We start from the raw sequence: 19945 nt of genomic DNA on the forward strand, positions 1-19945 counted from the left end.
AGAATTTATATTTTCTGACTAAAAACGTCTTCAAGTTGCGTTTTCAGCTTAGCACTAAAACCTGTGTACTTTTCAACAATTTTCCCCTCCCTGTCTATCAGGTAAAGTGTCGGGATACCAACGATCATAAAACTGGCCATCGTTTTGTTTTTATCAGGACTCAATACCTGTGGCCAAGGCATATTTTCTTCAGACATGGCTTTTCTCCAGGCTGCATGATCAGTATCCACAGAAACGCTCAATACTTCGAGACCACTGTCTTTGTACTTACTGTACAATTCTTTAATTTCCGGAATGGCTTTTCGGCAAGGTCCACACCAGCTTGCCCAAAAATCTACTAACACATACTTTCCTTTAAAAGAATTGATATCTATTGCCTTCCCAAAAGGGTCATTGTAGGCGATATGGGGAATCACACTGCCTTTTTTCAAGGCATTTTTAATCGCATTTTGTTCCATGAACTCTTTTTTGAGTTGTTTAGCTTCTTCCAGCTGTGGATGTTTGTCTATCAGCTTTGAAAGCTCCGTTGAAAAAAAATCAGACTCTTTATCTGTGGAAAGCATACTGAGCAAATAAACGGCAGCCGGATTGCCTGGATTTGCAGTAATCAACTGTTTAAGCCTTAATGTCTCAAAATCTGCCTTTTGCCTGATCAACCCATTGGTTCTCAAGTAAGTGAACCACGAAGTGTCTTTTTTCATGTAATTTCTGGCGGTAAGCATCTCTTTGCTTAGCAAATCCATTTCCTGATCTGCAAGATACTTCTGATACAAAGCAGTAGTGATCAAATTTGTACCTGATGATTTGCTCTCTAAACGTACGAAACCAGAATTTTTACTTTTTGTTCTTGCGGTGTCATAACCCCTAGCAAAAAGATTCACATCTGCATCAGACCAGAAAATAGCAGTTTGCCACTTTAAAATATCTAAGGAATATAAACCTGATGCTGATGCTTTAACTGATAAGCTGAAGCTGCCATCGACGTTTACTTTAACTGAGTCGACAGCCTTTCTTCCTTTTCCTATCCCCTTGTACAACCATACCATGTTATACTTTTTAAAAATATCAGGATTCTGAAATTTTACTTTTCCTGTAACGGTTATTCCTTTTTTAATCTGGGCAGATACAGGCATACTCCAGTACAACATCAATCCTGCAAGCAGTACATATGCCGTTATATTTTTTAGTTTAGCTAACATATTATTTGTTAAAAATGGCCTTTAATTTATCATCCAGTTGTTTACCCGCAGCACCAAGCCAGCGACCAATAACTTTACCTTCTTTATCCAGTAAAATTTGTGTAGGATAACCTTCAATATTATATAACTGGACAACATCCTGCTTCATAGATAATTCATTATTTAAAACATTGGTCCAGGTTAGTCCATCTTTTTCTATAGCTTCCTTCCATACTTTTTCAGCTTGGGCCTGTCCGCTTACTTTTTCACTTGCTACTCCTAGTATTTCAAATCCTTTAGTGGCATAAGCGGAATAAAGTTCTTTCAAATGAGGGTTGGCAGCTCTACAAGGCCCACACCAGCTACCCCAGAAATCCAGCAACACATACTTCCCTCTAAATTGAGATAAACTAACTAGCCTACCATTTACATCAGGTTTGGTAAAATCAGGTGCAGGTCCGCCTGCATCCGCCACTTTTAAAGCTTCAATTTTAGCCAGAATACCCTTTGCATAACGAGTATTTTTATAGGTTTCAGAAAGACCATTATAAGTATCTTCGAGTTCCGCAGTCTTATACTCTTTTGCAGTTAATGATAAGAAGTAAATACTAGCAAAAGCATCTGGATGTGTCTTAATGAATTTTTTTCTGGATGCAGCCATAGCTTGTCTGTTTTCAAGCATCTTTTTCCCAATCTCATTCATTCCTTCTTTAACACCCATAATTCTTGTTTCTACAAGTTGACGACGAAGTGCATCCATTTCTTTAACCAAATGCAGTTCAGATTTTCTGAATTGAGTGAAGCTTTCATTTAGTGCATCCCCAGTTACTGAAGCCATGTTTATATCAATCGCATTACCGGTAATCACCAAATTTGCACCTTTAGAAAGCACAATTTCCAATGGTAATGATGGTTGATACATTCCTGTTTTACCTCCACCCAGATAAAGGTTGCGATCCAGGCTGGTATTGATCGTGGTAACAAAAGGTTCCTCTCCTGCTATCCCTGTCAATTCAAAGCTATTATTTTTTGCTTCTACAGTTATCTCTCCGTTTAGGCCCCTCAAAATGATTCTTTCGTTGCCCTGTCCTTCGAGCTTTCCTTTGATGTTGTAGTCCTGTGCTTGTGTCGAAATAAATCCAGCAAGCAGGACCATTGTAAATGCGATTTTTTGTTTCATTATATTGATCTAAGTTTTGTTCGTTTTTAATAGTTACAGGTTACAGGCTCCATTTATATCCCATGTCCTTGATTTTCCCAAAGCCAGTGTAAACACGCTCGGTAGACTTATTGATCGTTCCATTAGTCTGGTCAATTATATAAGCATATACTTTACCTTCTTTTGTGCCTGGGTTCCAGGTACCAATGTATACGACTGTGTTAGGCTGAGGCAACAATTGAGCAGATAACCCAGGATTATAGAAAAACTTCTGCAGGCGCACACAGGTTACTTCTTCATTTGCGGGAGCCTCCCATTCTGCAATAGCGTTTGGCCCCTGTTGATAACGATGAAGGTAAACGGTTTTCTCTGTACCCATCAGTGTATAATTACCAACGAAAGCAGAATTAAGCGTACGTATAGGGGTAGTTAAAGGAATCCCTGTGATTTGATATTTTCCAGTCCCAATAACCGCAGTAGAGCTATTAAAATTGCTAACTAATAAAAAACGATCGGTATTGTTTTTCATCACACTGTATTCATAACCCACAGTAGGTGTACCACTTCCGCGGCCCCAATCAAAAGCTTCAGGATCAAGGCCAACATTATTGACATCGAATGCTGCAGTCGAAGCCTGGGCGGAAAATCCCTGAACGACCGTACCATTGGTAGGAATATTCAGAAACCTTTTATTTGTTTTATCATACACCACAGCCTCAAAACCGATACCGAATGCAGTTGCAGACCATTCTGCCAAATCACCATAACTGCCATTATAAGCTGTTCCGAAAAAATTAATCCTGCTGACACCAGAAGTGCTATGGTTTACCCCATGTATCCTATTATTGTAAATAATCACTTCCTTTCTTCCTCCGTTAGTATTATTCGCTGATATACATTTAATTTCTCCACCAGGTACAAAGCTCCAGAACAGTTTTTCAAATGGATAAAACACTTGAAATGAAGATTTTTCAACTGCTACTAAATCGCGGGCAGATGCGATCATTACTTCAGCAGTAGTCAATGTTGATGCGGAATGCATCAAGCCACGTGGCTCTCCTAATAAAGGGTAGCCATTTGACATCTGGAACATGTCACTGAAGGTCCTTGTCTTAACAACATTTTTTTTCGTCCAGTCATCCACAATCAGCCCGACATCTGTATTTCCGTTCTTCTCGTAAAGTAACATCCAGCCGTCTGAAAGCTGTTCATCAACCTGCACATTAAACTTCATGTACTCTTCAACCTGCGTAACGAGGTTCTTTACACTTAAGATGACAATCCACCTTCCGGCAGGCTTTGAAATTGATTTACTTAGTGTTATTTCATTGGATATAGTGTCCCTGGTGTAAAGTTTCCCAGATGTTGCCTGATAAATTGACCAGGTAAACGCCAGTTTACCAGCAACCTGATCTGGCGAAGTTACCTCTTGCTGATCAAAAAATATTCTGGGGTTAATGACAAGTTCATCATATCGATAAATTGCATAATCGCTACGTATATTTCTTTTTGCAGTATCAATTAATAACTTTTCCAATGGTTTATATTCGTAATTCCCCTTATCCTTGTAGCAGGAAATACATAACACCATAAGGGATAAAAGTAACCATGCTATATTGTTATTTTTTTTCATGAGTTCAATCTTTAAATTTTTACACGATTCTTATTATGGAAAAACAATAGGAATTAGATTCTCATCCAACAAATCTTTACCGTTATTATTTATTTTATACTGATCAAGTGCTATTTTACATTGAACTTGTAATGCTTTGGCATGGATTTCCGTAATCGTATTAGGAGGCAGCTCAGGATTGACCTTAATATTCCTTTCCACCACTAAATTAGATAACCCGGTCACCTGGATAACGAACTTATATTTCTCCGTACTATACGAACCAAAGAAATTCTTCAGTGGTAAATTCGGCAAAACAGCATTATCCCAGTTGTCTGGCTTGGTAACGGCATTTTTGAATTTGATTTTAAGATTGTTTAATTCTTTTAAAGCAGGTTGGAAAACTGATGACTGTTTAACTTTAAATGATACATTTAAATCACGGTTTGCAAACAGGTTCTTGTCCGTAGGCTTATCTACATAAAAAACCATTTTCCCTAATGACTTTCCTGCAGGGATCTTATATTTATTAAAGGTAAAAGTCAGCAGTTTCGCATCATAATCTGTAGTGGTTAGCTCAAATACACGTTCATAATCAACCGGATAACCCGCTATCCGATAATTAAACACCAAAGAATCCCTATCTGTTGGACTATAAGCAAAGTTATGCGTAATACTATCCAGCACGTTGTTTGTACCAAACCAAATGTTCAGGAGCGGTACTTCTTCTTCAAAATATTTTAATTCATTTTTTTTGCAACCTGATATTGTTAATAACAAAAGCAGGATAATATAAATATATCTCATCTTATATAGTTTAACGATTACTGTTTCGGTTACCAGATTCGTATTCCGCAACTGGGAGCGGTAATATGTAAGCTTTCAAAGCAACCAGATTTTTATCAGTACCTGTGATGATCGTTCTGTTCAATCTCTTGTATTGATAAAAAAGCTGACCTTCCCCAAAAAACTCTTTCCTAAACTCTTCTAAGAGAGTTACCGTAGGTTCTATAGGCTCAACCGTCAAAGGGGTCAGACCTCTGCCCGATCTCACTTTGTTCAATGGCTCAATAATCCCCTTTCCTTCTGCCAGGTTAGATCCCGCAATAATAAATTGCATCTCAGAAATTTTAATGACAACACTTTTATTTCTGTAATAAAGATTTGATGCTATCGGCGCATTGTATTTCTTAAGATAGTAGTTACTTGCTTTATCCCCTTCGCCAACTTCGAACAGATAGATATATCGGTAATCCACTGAACCTTCAGGATAATAGGCATTCCTGGCAGCTGCACTCAAAAAAAATGTGTTGCTTATAAGGCGATCCTTTGATAGATAAAGATCGGAATAGTTGTAAAGGTTGTTAATGTTCAGTCCAAATATATGTTCATGAGCACCAGTGAGGTCATTTCCAGCAGACAGATCGGACTGAGAAGAGTAAGTGAATTTTCCGGATGTGATCACCGCATTTGCTGCTACCCTTGCTTTTTCATAGGCACCGGTGTAATAATAGAGTCTGGCCATAAGAGCTTCAACCGCATAATAATTCAAATGCAATTGTCGGTTGAGCAGGTAGCCGGTATCATCGGCCTCAGTAATAACCCGTCCCGTAAAAATCGGATCAACCTTCAGCAATTCTTTTGCTGCTTCAAGATCGCGGAGGATGAGTTCATAAGTTTCTTTAACGGTGGATTGTGGTGTCTGTTTCGCACTGTATTGAGTGACATAAGGTATTGCAGGTTTATTCATATCTACGAGATACGATGCACCGAAGAGCCTTACCAAATCGAAATGCAGAAATGCACGTAACGCCAGCGCTTCTCCTTTTATAATTGCAAAATTATCACCCGTAAACATTGATCTCTTAGCATCAATCTCATTAAGTAGGTAATTCGAGTTACTGATCCCCTGGTATAAGCCATTCCATACACTATTAATCCTGTTCTGAACATTCACAGCCTGATAATCATATTCTGCTTCTTCGTTATAAACCAGTGGAAAAGAAGTCCATTCGTGCGACAGAACGCTATTCATCCCATACTGCAGTTCCTTGCCATATAAGCTTTCCGCCGTCATCAGCGTATAAACACCAGCTAAAGCTTCTTTGAATCCTGATTCTGTTTTAAACAGCTCTGAAGATTTAATTTGAGAATTAGGTTCTACATCCAGCCATTTATTGCAGGATGATATCATCCCTGCGGCAAAACATAGCAGAATTAAATATGTTATTGATCTTGTAGTATTCATGTCCTTGGATTAAAATGTAGTTTGTAATGAGAAGGAGAATGTTCTAGCAAACGGATAGTCAGTACCTCTTTCAATTCTAACAGTTGAAAGGACAAATGCTTCATTCATGAGCAACGAACACTTCAGGTTCTGAAGTCCTATCCGTTTTAAATTTTTCCATTTGAAGTCGTAATATACATTTACGGAAGAAAGTGTAAGGTCACTTTTGTTTTCAATAAATCTTGTTGTAGCCCGGGTCACAATTGGATTCACTGTAATCTTCTTAAAAGGAACTTTGTCGCCCACATTTAACCAGGTATTGTTAAAAACTCTGTAATCCACATTATTCTCGATGTTCACGTTTTCTATGCGGCTGACTAACGTTGAATTGTAATAATCCTCTCCTATGGTGTAACGGAATGTGCCACTCAGTCCCCAGCCTTTGTATTCCAGGTTGACACCAAAATTCCCCCTTAATGCAGGATCTGTTATACCAGCAACAATCTGATCATTAGGATTCCATTCATAGGTTGTACTGCCATCTTTTGCACGAAAAATTTCACGCCCCGTTGCCGGGTCAATACCCAATGATGGAACAGCCCAGATAGATGACATAGATTGCCCTTCTTCGAAGCGTATAATCGGAGCACTGAGGTTGTCGGTACGCTCTTGTTGTTCTCTGTTAAGTTGCTTTAATCCATCAGATATCTTGGTAACCTTATTGCTATTGTGCGCAAATGAGCCAAATATTGATACGTAAGACTGGCTTTTCGCATCTCGGTACAACTGATAGCTGATCGTACCTTCGTAGCCTTTATTTTGCAATGAGCCTAAATTATCTTTGTAAGTACTAAAACCTGTTGATGGTGGCAAACTTAGATCCGTTAGCAGATTTTTAGTATTGGCTATATAGTAGTCCAGACGAATGTTAAGGCGTTTCAGCATATTGATATCCAAACCAATGTTGTTGTCTATTTTTTGTTGCCAGCGAAGGTTATCGTTTGCCAAAGCAGCAAGATAGGTACCTGAAATATTATCATAAGTGCTATTGGTAAAAAAAGTATAAGTCGCCATCGCCTGATAAGGATTGAAACTTTGGCTTCCCGTAGAACCAACCGATCCCCTGATTTTCAACATATCAAATATATTGAGGTTTTTAATGAGGCTTTCATGATGAAGGTTCCAACCCAAACCAACCGACCAGAATGTTCCCCATCGGTTGTTCGCACCAAATACAGATGAGGCATTTCTTCGGATACTCAGGTCTAACAAATAACGGTTATCGTAAGAATAGTTTGCAGAACCCAAAATACCAATCTCTCTTTGAATATTTTCTGAACCGTTGGGCACGCCATTTTGTGCGTATTGCGCCGCAAAAGTGATAAAATCTACCCGATTGTTCAAGAAACCCTCAGCTGCCATTCCATGAGTTTGTGCCTGAGTAGAACCCAGATTTCCACCACCATTGACCAGCAACAGGTGCTTGCCCCATGTCTTGTTCCAATTGGCAAAAACGTCTGAATTTAATGTCGTACTTTTCCCATCTGTTATATTGTACGTACCACGTCTGTAAAAATCATCACCGGTCATCGCGATGAATTTGGTATGGTCTCCCGGAAAAAACAACTCAGATCCGTTACGGTTTTGCGTAAAACCAACACGACCTGTTATCCTCAGTGCTTTAGTAGGCTGCCATTCCGTATAAAAATTTTCTGTAACTTCTGTGTAAGTTGAAAAGTCTTTGGTATTCAACGTGGCATTGTAAAGAGGATTATAGTAATATTTGATTGGAGCTGTAGCAGATGGCTGAAACTGTCCCAGAATTTTATTGATCCGGCCAAATTCATCAATCGGTGCCCAGTAAGGATTCAACTTTGTGTATTCCCCGAATGTTCCGTAGGGAGAGTTAACTAACTTGTTGAAATTCACGTTTAGGATATTTCTGAAACTCACTTTCCCACTCCTGTAAGAGAGATTGATAGACCCGCCCATATTGTCGCGTTTAGATTCCTTCATTACGCCCACCAGATTATTGTAATTCAAGTCAACCCCATAACGCATGTTCGCATCACCACCTTCCAGATACAAACCGTGCTTCGTTCCTAAACCCACACGTAGTGGCTTCGAAAGCCAATAGGTATCTACGCCACGAGCAATATCTGATTCGATCAAGTTAGCCTGCTCCGTTAAAAACTGCTGTAAGAGTGGTGTTGCAGACGTATATCTTCCAGCGTTTCGCTCTGCCTGCAATTTTTCCGAGGCATTAGTCAGGTTATAGGAAGTAAGGTCTGGCATTTCTACGTTGAAGTTACTGTTATACGTGATGCGCAGCTTTCCTTCTTTAGGAGCGAGAGTTTCAATAACCAACACTCCGTTTGCAGCTTTAGACCCATAAATGGCTTTTGCCGAAGCATCACGAAGTATAGTAATCGATGCTACCCGGTTCATATCCAGATCGTATATTTTCTGCAGACTTGATTCAAACCCGTCTAAAATAAACAATGGTAAATTCGGGCTACCTGAATACTCACCGCGTATGTCATCGAGCCCAGCCTGACCGCGCAATTGTATGTCAGGTAGCATGTTGGGATTCGAACCTAGAGATAGATTCTCCGTTAGCACAAACGAAGGATCAAGATTCTGTAAACTTTGCAGAATGTTTTTATTTCCAACTCTTTTCAAATCCTCTCCTGTAAACGTGGATGCACTTCCTGTGAAGCTTTCTTTTGATCTTGTCGAATACCCCGTGACAACCACTTCATTCAGTTCATCGGTAGACTCTTTCAATATAACCAGCAGTGGTAGTTTTAAATCCGACTTCAGGATGATCTCTTGTCGTTTAAAACCGATACTCGAAATCACAAGCGTAGCGCCGGGTTTGCCAGGAGATAGGATAAACTCTCCTGTATTGTTGGTTGTGGTTGCAATCTTGGGGTTGTCTTTAATACTCACCTTAACACCCGGAATAGGTTGTTTATGCTCGTCAACAACTTTCCCAATAACCTTGGAAACCGCTTGAACCTGGGTTGCAGATATCTGGCTATAAAGCCGTTCAGGCACCCCCAGCAGCCCAAACAGCGCGAACAGCGCGAACATCAGGACCCCATTTTTAATTTTTATTGTAAACTTTTTATTCATATGTTAATGGTTTAGGTTGCATTTTCAGACCTTTTTGTCCTTTTTTTTAGCATGCGATGTCCATCCCTGAATTTGTTTTTTTTTAAAACATCCAGGATAGCTGCTAGCTATAGGCTAATAACAGTAAGGTCAAACAGAAAGTGAAGTGCTTTAATTAAAGCAGATCTTAACTTTATTGTCTTTGACAGAATACGAGAACATCATCTTTTCAGACATGTCATTCAGTAAATCAGGGAGGGAAATTTCTTCGAAACGAGCAGTGTAAGTTTTCGACGTGCCGTTCCCATTACAAGGTACCAACACAATGCCACACTCCTCTCGAAGTAATACAGCCAGTCTTTCAAACGTTATGTCATGGACATTAAGGTTCAACAATACCGCCTTATTCGAGTCGATATCATTGAATAGCTTATGCAAAGCTACCTTGTTAACCATAAAATTCTCGAGCTTAGTCGATTTAACGAAAAGAGGTTTTTTCCCCTGACTTATGGTATCTGTCTCGGCTACAATTTGAATTGATTTGTTTCTGACGGTTTTTCTTTCATGATGAGTAATAGTTTTAGGTTTAATACTGGTTTGAAAAGTATCCCTGGGAAAATATGCCTTACGACCGACTTGCTCAACCTGCGGAAGCGAAATTACAACTGCCAGCGGTTTAGTTTTTAAAGGTGGTGTACTGTAAAAATAAACACCCGAAACTATCGCAATTGCCGCCGCTGCTGAAGCCCACCATTTGACTGGTACTGACTTCCTCCTCGCTACTACAGGAACATCAAGATGCTGATCGACATGATTATCCCATTGGCTTACCAAAAAATGCTCAAACTGGCTTCGATTTTCCGGATTCAATATCCATTCCTCAACAGCTTTCATTTCTGTCGCAGAACATCGTTTTTCGAAATACCTGTTTAATAATTTTTTGTCCACTTTTCAATCTTATTATACACTATACAGTTGAAAGAAACTTTGCACCTAAGGTAAAATAAAAAAAAATATGCTTATCATCATGAACCCAAAATTTTTCAATAGTTTCTTGACTATGGATGATGAATTATTGATGTGATTTTCTACTGTGCTCTTAGAAATCCCCAGCTCCTGTGCTATTTCTGTATTAGAATAGCCCTGAATTCTACTCATTTTAAATACTTTCGCCCTTTTCTCGGGCAAAGTATCCAAAATTTCGTTCAACACCTTATTCAGATCGGATGATGGGTGTTCAGATGTTTGCTGATAATGATCTCCCAAAAACGAATTATGTTTTTTAGCTACTATATTTCGCTGTATCTTGTTGTAAAGATCATTTTTTGCGACGGTAATGATGTAGTTTTTTAAAGGCACATTCGGATCGAGCTTTTCTCTGTTTTCCCAAATCTTAAGAAATGTCTGCTGCACAATGTCCCTGATGTCTTCTGAATCAATGTTTAACTTTGACATAAAGGTTAACAAAACAGGAGAATAGGCTTCAAAAAGCTCCATAAACGCTACTTCATCCCCGTCATTCAACCTGGTAATCAATTGCGTTTCGTTAATTAGCACTTTAGACATTGCTTTTTTATTAAGCTATCAATATAATTATTCTACTAAATTACTAGATTTAATTAGATATTCATATATAAATGGCAACTTAATATTTAATTATTAATTTCAAGTGATTTTTTTCTAAAAAATTCAACACCACACTTCAAATCTGTCAAATAAACTGATGATAAAAAAAGCCAATCTCAAATTTCAAAGCTACAATCCTAAAATCGGATCAAAAAAAGCAATTACTCTTTAAAATTGGCAATCATGATGATAAATTGATCATCTGCAACAGAAACTAGTAAAAAAATAACGACTATTCCTTATATTCTTTCAACAAAACATCCATATCGTTCATTAATTGTTCCACTTCTTTATCCACAGTTCCATCATATGCTCCTCTGATGCGTTTCTCTTTATCCACGAGCACCAAATATCCCTGATGAATAAATCCACCGGGTGCATTTTTGTCTTCCTTTGCAGAAACCAGATAGTTACGTTCAGCAAGTGCATATATTTCATCTCTACTTCCCCATAAATATTCCCATTGTGTTCCCTCTACACCCAATTTCGCAGCATATGTTTTCATTTTAGAAGGAACATCATATTTAACATCTATGGTGTGAGAAGCTAGTTTAACCTCAGGGTTGCCTTTAAATTTCTGATATACCTTTAACAAGTTTCGGTGCATAACAGGACATATCGTTGGACAAGAAGTAAAGAAAAAATCTGCCACGTAAATCGTACCATTAAAGTCCTTTTCTGTTACTACTGCACTATCCTGATTCAACAGCTTAAAGGCCGGTATAGTCCTGAATGACGAATCAATCATTGTCTTTCCATCCACAACCTTTTCTGTCGTTTCCAATTGCAAAAATGGCAACCGTTTCTGCTCAGCTTTACAACTAAAAAGTAAAGAAAGCAGTAAAACCAAATATAGACTTCCTCTCCCCATTACTTCTTAAATTTTTCAAGGTATGCGTTTGATAAACCGATCTCTTTTTTATACAAACTATCAACAGTTGCAATTTTAGCTTTCTCGTCTTTAAAATACTGCACGGCCACCTCATTAGATTTACCTGTCACATCTGGCTCAAACTTATGCATCCAATCATTCATGCTATCTTCGGCAATTGTCAAATCCTTGATCAAAGCATTAATTGTCTCTTTCTCCTTCACAGTATCTACCTCTGGAAATTTCAACTTCAGCCCTTTTAAATCCTTAACCAAGGTATCCAGCTTCATCTGGTTACTTACAATTACGCCATGATCTGCCATGACCACATCATGAAATTTCATCACTTCATCACGTACCACTTTATAGTCTGTTTCTTGTTTTTGTTGTTGATTACAGGCAACTGTTACAATTGCCATAAATAATATAACGGTTATTTTTTTCATTGTTTTATAATAAAATATTGACTAAAAATATTAGCTATGAAATATGCCTCTCTCTTCAAGAAAAATAAAAATCCTGCAAAGAAAGTATTCCCTTTTCAAGCCATCATGCTATGGAGTATAATTTAAAATTTACCTTCTCATAGGAGAAAGGTTAATTTTACACTCTGGGCGGTTGAAAAATAGAATTCTTAATGTTTCTTGGCATTCCCATCGAAATAGGGATATGAAGTTTTGTCTCCACTACGGCATAGCGTTTAAAGACGATGGGCGAATTAACCAATGCTTCCTGAAAGTGGCTCATTTGAGATTGACGATCTTTTTTCTCCTCTTTCTCCTGAGCTTGTTTCAATTTTTTCATCAGGAAACACTGACCATTACAATGCAATTCAGGCTTGCTTTTATTCATACAAAGTTCCGTTGCAATATAATTCCTATTCAATTCAAATCCTGCAAATAGAAACAGATTTGAAAAGTTAGTTATTAGCAAACTAAACAAAAGTAATATGGAAACTGGCTTCAGTGACATTTTGCTGCAAATGTAACTATCATCAAGGTCAATACTCCATAAAAAAAGAAAATATATCTATCTTCAGGAAGATTTACTTCAAAATTGAAGTTGGCTTTTTGTGCTCATCAATTGCTACAAAAGAAAATTCTCCTGTTACGGCCTTTTCTCTTTCATCACAATACATCTGTTCGATATAGATTTCAACTTTAACCTTTAAGCTGGTATTGCCAATATGGCTTACCCTTCCGATCAATTCGACAATTGTACCGGCAGGAATCGGTTTATTAAAATCTATACGGTCACTACTTACCGTAACCATTCTTTGTCTGCTAAAACGAGTTGCGGTGATAAATGCTACCTCGTCCATCATATGCATTGCAGTACCACCAAATAAGGTATCATAGTGGTTTGTAGTATTCGGAAATACGGCCTTAAAAATGCGTGTTTCCGAATTCTGAATCTTATCTTCTATAGTCATTTAGTCTTTTTTAGGCTGGCGAAGCTTTCCCCATTTAAGGTACGTTGCTCCCCATGAAAATCCTGCACCAAAAGCAGTCAATATCATTTTATCGCCGTATTTGAAATCATCTTTAAAGTCCCATAAACACAAAGGAATAGTGGCGGCAGTAGTGTTACCATAACGATCGATGTTTACTTTTACCTGCTCTGAAGATAAACCCAGGTAATCACCTACAGATTGTATGATTCTTAAATTTGCCTGATGAGGAATAAGATAATCGATTTGCGAGCTTAATAATTCATTTGATTTCAAAACCTCATTACAAGTATCTGTCATTCCCTGAATTGCAGCTTTAAATACCACTCTTCCATCCTGACGTACATAATGGAGTTTGCTATCAAGTGTTTCTTGTGTTGCAGGGTGCTTGGAACCTCCTGCAGTAACAATAAGATTCTCTTTTCCAGAACCGTCTGTTCTAAAGAAACTATCCATTAAGCCAACAGGTTCTTCCGTTTGTTCCAGCAAAACCGCACCTGCACCATCACCAAAAAGTATACAAGTATTACGATCAGTATAGTTAACAATGGCACTATTTTTATCTGCACCTATTACAACCACCTTCTTACAACGGCCACTTTCGATCATACTCGCGCCCAATGTTAAAGCATATAAAAAACCACTACAAGCGGCATTAGTATCAATTCCCCAGGCATTTTTTAATCCTGCTTTTTCGCACACCATACTTCCAGTACTTACCATCACATAATCAGGAGTTGAAGTTGATACAATTACACAATCAATTTCATCCGGATTCACATCACCGTCCTGCATCAATCTTTGCAGCGCATAGGTTGCCATATCGGAAGTAGCAATATCAGGGTCATTCACAATCCTTCTCTCCTTTATCCCTGTTCTTGCGATGATCCATTCGTTATTGGTATCCACCAGTTTTTCGAGGTCATGGTTACTTAAAACTGTATCCGGTACATAACCTCCAATCGCGGTTATCACCGCATTTTTCCTTATTCTCATTTGTGCGTACGTAATTCTGTAAAATAAAGGCAGGCATAACCCTGCCTTTATTTTTTACAAAGTTACAGCTTCTTCCACATATTCTCGCAGTACTTTTGCAGCAGAAACCATTTCTGTTAATGCTTTTTTTGTTTCGTCCCAGTGACGGGTCTTTAAACCGCAATCAGGATTCACCCAAAGTTGAGCTGAAGGAATAACTTTTTGTGCTTTTTGAAGCAGAAAAACCATTTCTTCTTTAGCTGGGACACGTGGTGAATGGATATCGTACACTCCTGGCCCAATTTCATTAGGATATTTAAAATTGGCAAATGCATCCAGTAGTTCCATTTGCGACCTTGAACATTCAATGGTAATGACATCTGCATCCATATCTGAAATATTTTGAATGATATCATTAAACTCAGAATAACACATATGTGTATGAATCTGCGTATCGTCTTTTACCCCACTTGCAGAAATCCTGAAAGCACGAACGGCCCATTGTAAATAATCTTGCCAATCAGATTTACGTAAGGGTAAACCTTCTCTAATTGCAGGTTCATCAATCTGAATGATCTTAATACCCGCATTCTCCAGGTCTACCACCTCATCCCTTATTGCCAATGCGATCTGTGTACAGGTTTCAGATCTAGACTGATCATTTCGTACAAAAGACCACTGCAATATGGTTACCGGGCCTGTAAGCATTCCTTTAACCCATTTGTTGGTTAATGACTGGGCAAAAGCAGACCATTTAACCGTCATAGGCAAAGGACGATAAACATCTCCATAAATCACAGGAGGTTTTACACAACGACTACCATAACTTTGTACCCATCCATTCTTAGTAAAAGTAAAACCAGCAAGCTGTTCACCAAAGTATTCAACCATATCATTACGTTCAAACTCTCCATGGACCAAGACATCTATACCTGCATCTTCCTGAAAACGAATTGTGTCCTCTGTTTCTTTTTTAATTAGCTCATTGTATTCCTCAGCACTTAAATCACCTTTTTTGTATTTTGCCCTCCAGCTACGTACTTCCTGCGTTTGTGGGAAAGAACCAATAGTAGTTGTAGGAAATAAAGGCAGATTTAGGGCCTGTTTTTGTAATTGCTGACGAACAGCAAAGGTATTTTTCCGCTGATCATCCTGGGCAGTAATACCAGCTACACGTTGCTTTACAGCATTATTATGAATCAGATCAGATGACCTTCTACTTTCATTAGCTATCCTGTTTACATTTAGTTTAGGAATGGCTGTCTCAATGTTCAATGCAAGTTCATTTAAAACAACGACTTCATCAATCTTTTGTCGGGCGAAAGACAACCATTGCTTAATCTCAGCACTTAATACAGCTTCATTGGTCTCCAGTTCCAAATCACAAGGCGAATGAATCAGTGAGCAAGACGGACTAATCATTAGTCTATCATGGCCGATTTTTTCAGCCGCAGCTCTGATCAAAGTTAAAGAAGCATCAAAATCATTTTTCCAGATATTCCGTCCATCTACAAGACCCAAAGACAGTCCCATATATGCAGGGATATCAGCTAATATCTCCTTCAGTTGCTCAGGATTACGTACAAAATCTATATGCAAAGTATGAACAGGCAATGAAAGTGTTAGTTCCTTATTGTCTTGTAAAGCACCAAAATAAGTGGCCAATAAAATTTTTAATCTTGGAAAGCGCTTTTTAATTTCTGCATACACATATTTGAAAGCTTTTCTATCTTTCTCTTTAAGATCTAATGATAAAAATGGCTCATCAAACTGTACCCATTCTACATGTTGCTCTTCCAGCTTCTTAAGCAATTCCAAGTAAACAGGTAAAAGATTTTTGATCAGATCTATTCTATCAAATCCACTTTCTTTTTCTTTACCCAATAACAGGTAAGAAACTGGTCCTATAATTACAGGCTTGGTTTTAATACCCAGCCTCACACTTTCCTGGTATTCATCCAGCAGTTTGGTCGAAAACAATTTAAACTGCTGATCTTTTAAAAATTCAGGAACAATATAATGATAATTGGTATCAAACCATTTGGTCATTTCCATTGCTGTAATATCCAAGCCATCCTTTTGATAACCTCTGGCCATAGCAAAATAAAGATCAAGCTCTGTATTCCCTTTGTTTAGGATGACTTCATGATAACGTTTGGGTATAGCACCCACTGTAAGTGATAAATCTAATACCTGGTCATAAAATGAAAAGTCATTTGATGGAATCAGGTTTATACCCGCTTCCTTCTGCATTTCCCAGTTTTGCTTACGAATTTCACGACCAGTTTGAACTAGCTCCTGAATAGTTGAACTGCCTGACCAATACTGCTCGCAGGCTTTTTTGAGTTCTCTTTTACTACCAATACGCGGGTAGCCCAGATTGTTTGTTAGCATTTCTTTGCTTTTTAATTGATGAAAAAATCAGTTAAAAGCTCTTTCGCTGAACTTCGCAATGCTGCCGAAAAATAAAGAATATGAAAATACAATGTATAACACCAGGATAACGACATGTTGCTCACACCGTATCACCAAATCATACATCAAACCTACACATGCTTCATATCGCGAAAGCAAAGTCAATTCGATAAAGGCAGGTCTCCTGACTTGTAACATTTTTACCATCCTTCCCATTTCGATTACGAAACAGTGGATATACTATGGGTAAAAACTTTTATGTTACTTACAGTTGCGCGACAGTTCGTGATTTACACACGATTCCCTATTAATCTACAATTAAGTAAAACCATTACCGGTTGATGAAGAAAGTAAAGAACTTTATCTGGCGTAAAGGTACTATAAAAAACTTTCTTTTGATAATACTGAAACACCCCTTAGTTAATCCTACCCAGGTACATGCTATTGGCTATGGCTTTCCTGTTTAAGGAAGTCATACCTACATAAACTTCAAGTGTTTTACCTATAAACGGTTCTTGTATCTTAATATCACATTCCTTGCAGGCTCTGTTAACGCCACCTGTAAAGCCAAATGACATATTCAATTCAGGAGAATAAGCGACAAACATCAACTGATCATTAAAGGCTGTCTTTTTTACCACATCTGATTTCCATGTCAATTTAAGCATTTCAGAATCTTCAAGGATCATTTGGACATCATTAATCATAGGCAGTTTACCTACACTTAAAATCAGCTTACTATAATCTGCCTCCAGATCAGGATACACCCCAGAAATCATGGTGTTGTAGTTCGCCGAAAATGCAGCACTAATTTCAGTTTTCTCCACAGCTTCATTCGCAAATCCAACAGTAATAAATTCATGAAAAGGCACTAAAATTAAGTTCATAAACTTCAATTTTTCTTGTGCTGCTATTTGTGCGGGACTTCTTTTTAATTTGTTTTTTTTCTTTTTCTTTTTAGGTCTGGTTCTTATATAAGGAATGCCTTTCCAAGTAGCACCCACAATTGGACCAATCTTTCCTGATACAGGGCCTAATATGCCCTTTCTAATTTTTGCCATCTCGTTTTCTTTTTTAGTTAATTATTATATTCATTGCTCTTTTATACTCATCATTTTTTAGCTTTCAGTTACTGACTACTTACCTTTATTTATTCAAAAGGCTAAAAAAGGCCTTTTAAACGCATTTTATATGACCCTGGGTCATACAGAGTCATACAAGACTCATAGGAGACTCATACAATACTCATAACAATCATAACCCTCGATAAAACTAAACACTGGATACCAGTCAGTTATACTCGAAACTTTTAAAAAAAAGATTCACGTACTAGTGCCAACAAAAAAAACAGACTTAACAATTAAATCTGTTTTGCTAATATACAATTCAAGAAATCTTTTGTCCAGTCCCCAGGGGTCTGGGACCCTTGTCAAAAAAAGGGTCAAAAAAGCGGTTTAAACGCAGATAAATGGGTCTATTTTTTTTGAAAATTTTATGTTTTTTATGATAAACGGAAGTAAAAACCTTAATCAGCAACAGGCAACGAAAAGTAAAACTTACTCCCTTCCCCTATTGAACTTTCGACCCAGATGTTACCATTTTCTGCTTCAATAAAATCTTTCGAGATGGCAAGCCCCAATCCTGAACCCGACTTACTACTCCCGTCTGTAGGTACCTGAAAGTACTTATCAAACAAACGCTTCAGATATTGTTCTTCAATACCCTTTCCAAAATCACGAACAGAAAATTCTACCACATTGTTATTTTCGATAACCTGCACAACTATTTTCGATTTTTCTGCACTATACCGTAAAGCATTCGACAAAAAGTTAACCAATACCCAAGCCGTTTTTTCAATATCCACACTTATTTTAGGAAGATTATTTCTAGAGATCAGTTCCAGCTCTATAGCCTTTTGTTCTGCTTGAAAGCGGACTGCATCCATAGCATATATCGCTATCTTTTTAGGGTCGGTTTTTACAAAATTCAACTGTAGATTACCTGTTTCTACCTGTGCCAGATCTAACAGTTCAGAAGTTATTTTTAACAAACGGCCACAATCTTCTTTAATATGTTGAACCAGTTCTTTTTGTTCGATGTTCATTTTTCCTACCCGATCATCATCCAATAATTTCAAACTCATTTTAATGGATGATATTGGCGTTTTTAACTCATGTGATACAGTGGCAATAAAATTTGTTTTAGCCTCATCCAATTCTTTAAACTTGGTGATATTTTTAAGTACATAAACTTGTCCAGCGGCTTTATCAGTCTGCACAGTTGCATTATCAGTGTTATCCTCATAATTAGGTACGCTGATTTCTCTTCTATCCAACTGAAAATAAGATTCCTTATGGTCTGCATAAATCTTCATAGGTTTATCATCAACAGACTCCTGTAAAATTCTGTTCAACAGATCATTCCTCTTCCTCAATTCCATTGCATTTACACCAATTACCTGCTGTTGATCCAGATTAAGCAGCTGCCCGGCAACTTTATTAAAGAAAAGAATTTCCTGTTTCTCATTGACCCCAATAATTGCATCCTGCATCTGTTCAATAATGGTTTCTATTCTTAATTTTTCAGACTGAATTTTAGCCAGGTTACTATTTTCCCATTTATTCAATTCAGCCGTCATTATATTAAAGGAATCAGCGAGTTCTGAAAACTCATCAGAACCTTTGAAATCCAGTTTTTGCTTATAATTCTTACGACTGATTTCATGGATAGCCTCAGAAAATTCACGTAAAGGATTGGCAACAAATCCAGGAAAGTTGACTATAAACGAGAATAGTATCAGGAAACAAATGGAGGCTGCAAAAATCACATACATAGCTGATTTTTCAATGGCAGACTGTGCAGCAGCATTTTTTCTAACTATAGCGTTCATGTTCAGGTCATCAATCAACTTCAATTGCCAACGCACCTGACTTACTGCTTTATGTTTTTCATTTACAGATGACGAAGGATTAACAACCTGCTTATAAGCAGCCTTTAATTTATTAACAGCTTTTCCCTCTCCAGCCTCCGTCACATTCTTACCTTCTAACCAAAGCTCTTTATCAAACTGAGCCATGGCCTGCTCTGATAACGGCAAAGTATTTTCATCCAATATAGAACGCATCTTACTCGTATAGTTGAGCGTTTCATAATTATCCTTCAAAATAACCTTCGATCTTAGGGAGATTTCATTCATATAATATAAAGAAATGCCTCCAAAAAAGAGTATCACTACGAATAAGAATCCGAATCCGAGGCGAAGTTTGGTTTTTATTTTCATCTTTATGTTTCTTTATTGCATTTATATTTGCCGTC

16 protein-coding genes and 1 riboswitch are annotated in these 19945 nt (G+C 37.7%); all 16 genes read right to left on the reverse strand.

Translation table 11 applies throughout. The features are described 5' to 3' along the window. Nucleotides 1–5: 5 nt before the first annotated feature. Nucleotides 6–1199, reverse strand: coding sequence for a TlpA family protein disulfide reductase (locus tag WC623_RS12880; RefSeq protein WP_372851633.1), 1194 nt, complete (start codon nucleotides 1197–1199; stop codon nucleotides 6–8). A gap of 1 nt (nucleotide 1200) precedes the next feature. Next, nucleotides 1201–2358: a peroxiredoxin family protein gene (locus WC623_RS12885; protein WP_372851635.1), complete on the reverse strand. Its 1158-nt coding sequence runs from the start codon at nucleotides 2356–2358 to the stop codon at nucleotides 1201–1203. Between the two features lie 40 nt (nucleotides 2359–2398). Beyond that, nucleotides 2399–3970: a PKD-like family lipoprotein gene (locus WC623_RS12890; protein WP_372851637.1), complete on the reverse strand. Its 1572-nt coding sequence runs from the start codon at nucleotides 3968–3970 to the stop codon at nucleotides 2399–2401. Between the two features lie 33 nt (nucleotides 3971–4003). Next, entirely contained in the window at nucleotides 4004–4756 is a 753-nt protein-coding gene (locus WC623_RS12895; RefSeq protein WP_372851639.1) for a DUF4843 domain-containing protein, read from the reverse strand. 10 nt (nucleotides 4757–4766) lie between these two features. Continuing rightward, a complete protein-coding gene (locus WC623_RS12900; protein WP_372851641.1) occupies nucleotides 4767–6197 on the reverse strand; it encodes a RagB/SusD family nutrient uptake outer membrane protein in 1431 nt (476 codons plus the stop codon). A gap of 9 nt (nucleotides 6198–6206) precedes the next feature. Continuing rightward, the gene (locus WC623_RS12905) at nucleotides 6207–9314 is read right to left on the reverse strand and encodes a SusC/RagA family TonB-linked outer membrane protein (RefSeq protein WP_372851643.1); all 3108 of its coding nucleotides are present in this window, start codon (nucleotides 9312–9314) and stop codon (nucleotides 6207–6209) included. A gap of 150 nt (nucleotides 9315–9464) precedes the next feature. Then, nucleotides 9465–10241: a hypothetical protein gene (locus WC623_RS12910; RefSeq protein WP_372851645.1), complete on the reverse strand. Its 777-nt coding sequence runs from the start codon at nucleotides 10239–10241 to the stop codon at nucleotides 9465–9467. Between the two features lie 45 nt (nucleotides 10242–10286). Next, nucleotides 10287–10859: an RNA polymerase sigma-70 factor gene (locus WC623_RS12915; protein ID WP_372851647.1), complete on the reverse strand. Its 573-nt coding sequence runs from the start codon at nucleotides 10857–10859 to the stop codon at nucleotides 10287–10289. Nucleotides 10860–11151: 292 nt separating this feature from the next. Next, nucleotides 11152–11790, reverse strand: a complete 639-nt coding sequence (locus WC623_RS12920) for an SCO family protein (RefSeq protein WP_372851649.1) — start codon at nucleotides 11788–11790, stop codon at nucleotides 11152–11154. Further along, nucleotides 11790–12236, reverse strand: coding sequence for a hypothetical protein (locus WC623_RS12925; RefSeq protein WP_372851651.1), 447 nt, complete (start codon nucleotides 12234–12236; stop codon nucleotides 11790–11792). Before WC623_RS12925 ends, WC623_RS12920 begins: the two co-directional genes overlap by 1 nt. Nucleotides 12237–12393: 157 nt before the next feature. After that, the gene (locus WC623_RS12930; protein ID WP_372851653.1) at nucleotides 12394–12762 is read right to left on the reverse strand and encodes a hypothetical protein; all 369 of its coding nucleotides are present in this window, start codon (nucleotides 12760–12762) and stop codon (nucleotides 12394–12396) included. Nucleotides 12763–12835: 73 nt separating this feature from the next. Further along, nucleotides 12836–13222 (reverse strand): acyl-CoA thioesterase, encoded by a 387-nt coding sequence (locus tag WC623_RS12935; RefSeq protein WP_372851655.1) that lies wholly within the window; start codon nucleotides 13220–13222, stop codon nucleotides 12836–12838. After that, nucleotides 13223–14236: a beta-ketoacyl-ACP synthase III gene (locus WC623_RS12940; RefSeq protein WP_372851657.1), complete on the reverse strand. Its 1014-nt coding sequence runs from the start codon at nucleotides 14234–14236 to the stop codon at nucleotides 13223–13225. It abuts the gene before it with no gap. A 54-nt stretch (nucleotides 14237–14290) separates the two neighbouring features. Beyond that, nucleotides 14291–16609: a 5-methyltetrahydropteroyltriglutamate--homocysteine S-methyltransferase gene (metE, locus tag WC623_RS12945; RefSeq protein WP_372851659.1), complete on the reverse strand. Its 2319-nt coding sequence runs from the start codon at nucleotides 16607–16609 to the stop codon at nucleotides 14291–14293. Between the two features lie 177 nt (nucleotides 16610–16786). Beyond that, nucleotides 16787–16978: riboswitch (cobalamin riboswitch) on the reverse strand. 68 nt (nucleotides 16979–17046) lie between these two features. Beyond that, on the reverse strand, nucleotides 17047–17691 hold the full coding sequence (locus tag WC623_RS12950; RefSeq protein WP_372851661.1) for a DUF6266 family protein: 645 nt from the start codon (nucleotides 17689–17691) through the stop codon (nucleotides 17047–17049). A gap of 464 nt (nucleotides 17692–18155) precedes the next feature. Then, nucleotides 18156–19910, reverse strand: coding sequence for an ATP-binding protein (locus WC623_RS12955; RefSeq protein WP_372851663.1), 1755 nt, complete (start codon nucleotides 19908–19910; stop codon nucleotides 18156–18158). Nucleotides 19911–19945 lie beyond the last annotated feature (35 nt).

The organism is Pedobacter sp. (assembly GCF_041645105.1).
Lineage (GTDB): Bacteria > Bacteroidota > Bacteroidia > Sphingobacteriales > Sphingobacteriaceae > Pedobacter.

Excerpts from the sequence above, each read along its gene's own strand:
- WC623_RS12895 (WP_372851639.1), bottom strand. The coding sequence starts at position 4,756 with ATGAGATATATTTATATTATCCTGCTTTTGTTATTAACAATATCAGGT.
- WC623_RS12900 (WP_372851641.1), bottom strand. The coding sequence starts at position 6,197 with ATGAATACTACAAGATCAATAACATATTTAATTCTGCTATGTTTTGCC.
- WC623_RS12940 (WP_372851657.1), bottom strand. The coding sequence starts at position 14,236 with ATGAGAATAAGGAAAAATGCGGTGATAACCGCGATTGGAGGTTATGTA.
- WC623_RS12890 (WP_372851637.1), bottom strand. The coding sequence starts at position 3,970 with ATGAAAAAAAATAACAATATAGCATGGTTACTTTTATCCCTTATGGTG.
- WC623_RS12925 (WP_372851651.1), bottom strand. The coding sequence starts at position 12,236 with ATGAAAAAAATAACCGTTATATTATTTATGGCAATTGTAACAGTTGCC.
- WC623_RS12920 (WP_372851649.1), bottom strand. The coding sequence starts at position 11,790 with ATGGGGAGAGGAAGTCTATATTTGGTTTTACTGCTTTCTTTACTTTTT.
- WC623_RS12885 (WP_372851635.1), bottom strand. The coding sequence starts at position 2,358 with ATGAAACAAAAAATCGCATTTACAATGGTCCTGCTTGCTGGATTTATT.
- WC623_RS12905 (WP_372851643.1), bottom strand. The coding sequence starts at position 9,314 with ATGAATAAAAAGTTTACAATAAAAATTAAAAATGGGGTCCTGATGTTC.
- WC623_RS12880 (WP_372851633.1), bottom strand. The coding sequence starts at position 1,199 with ATGTTAGCTAAACTAAAAAATATAACGGCATATGTACTGCTTGCAGGA.
- WC623_RS12930 (WP_372851653.1), bottom strand. The coding sequence starts at position 12,762 with ATGTCACTGAAGCCAGTTTCCATATTACTTTTGTTTAGTTTGCTAATA.
- WC623_RS12955 (WP_372851663.1), bottom strand. The coding sequence starts at position 19,910 with ATGAAAATAAAAACCAAACTTCGCCTCGGATTCGGATTCTTATTCGTA.
- WC623_RS12950 (WP_372851661.1), bottom strand. The coding sequence starts at position 17,691 with ATGGCAAAAATTAGAAAGGGCATATTAGGCCCTGTATCAGGAAAGATT.
- WC623_RS12915 (WP_372851647.1), bottom strand. The coding sequence starts at position 10,859 with ATGTCTAAAGTGCTAATTAACGAAACGCAATTGATTACCAGGTTGAAT.
- WC623_RS12935 (WP_372851655.1), bottom strand. The coding sequence starts at position 13,222 with ATGACTATAGAAGATAAGATTCAGAATTCGGAAACACGCATTTTTAAG.
- metE (WP_372851659.1), bottom strand. The coding sequence starts at position 16,609 with ATGCTAACAAACAATCTGGGCTACCCGCGTATTGGTAGTAAAAGAGAA.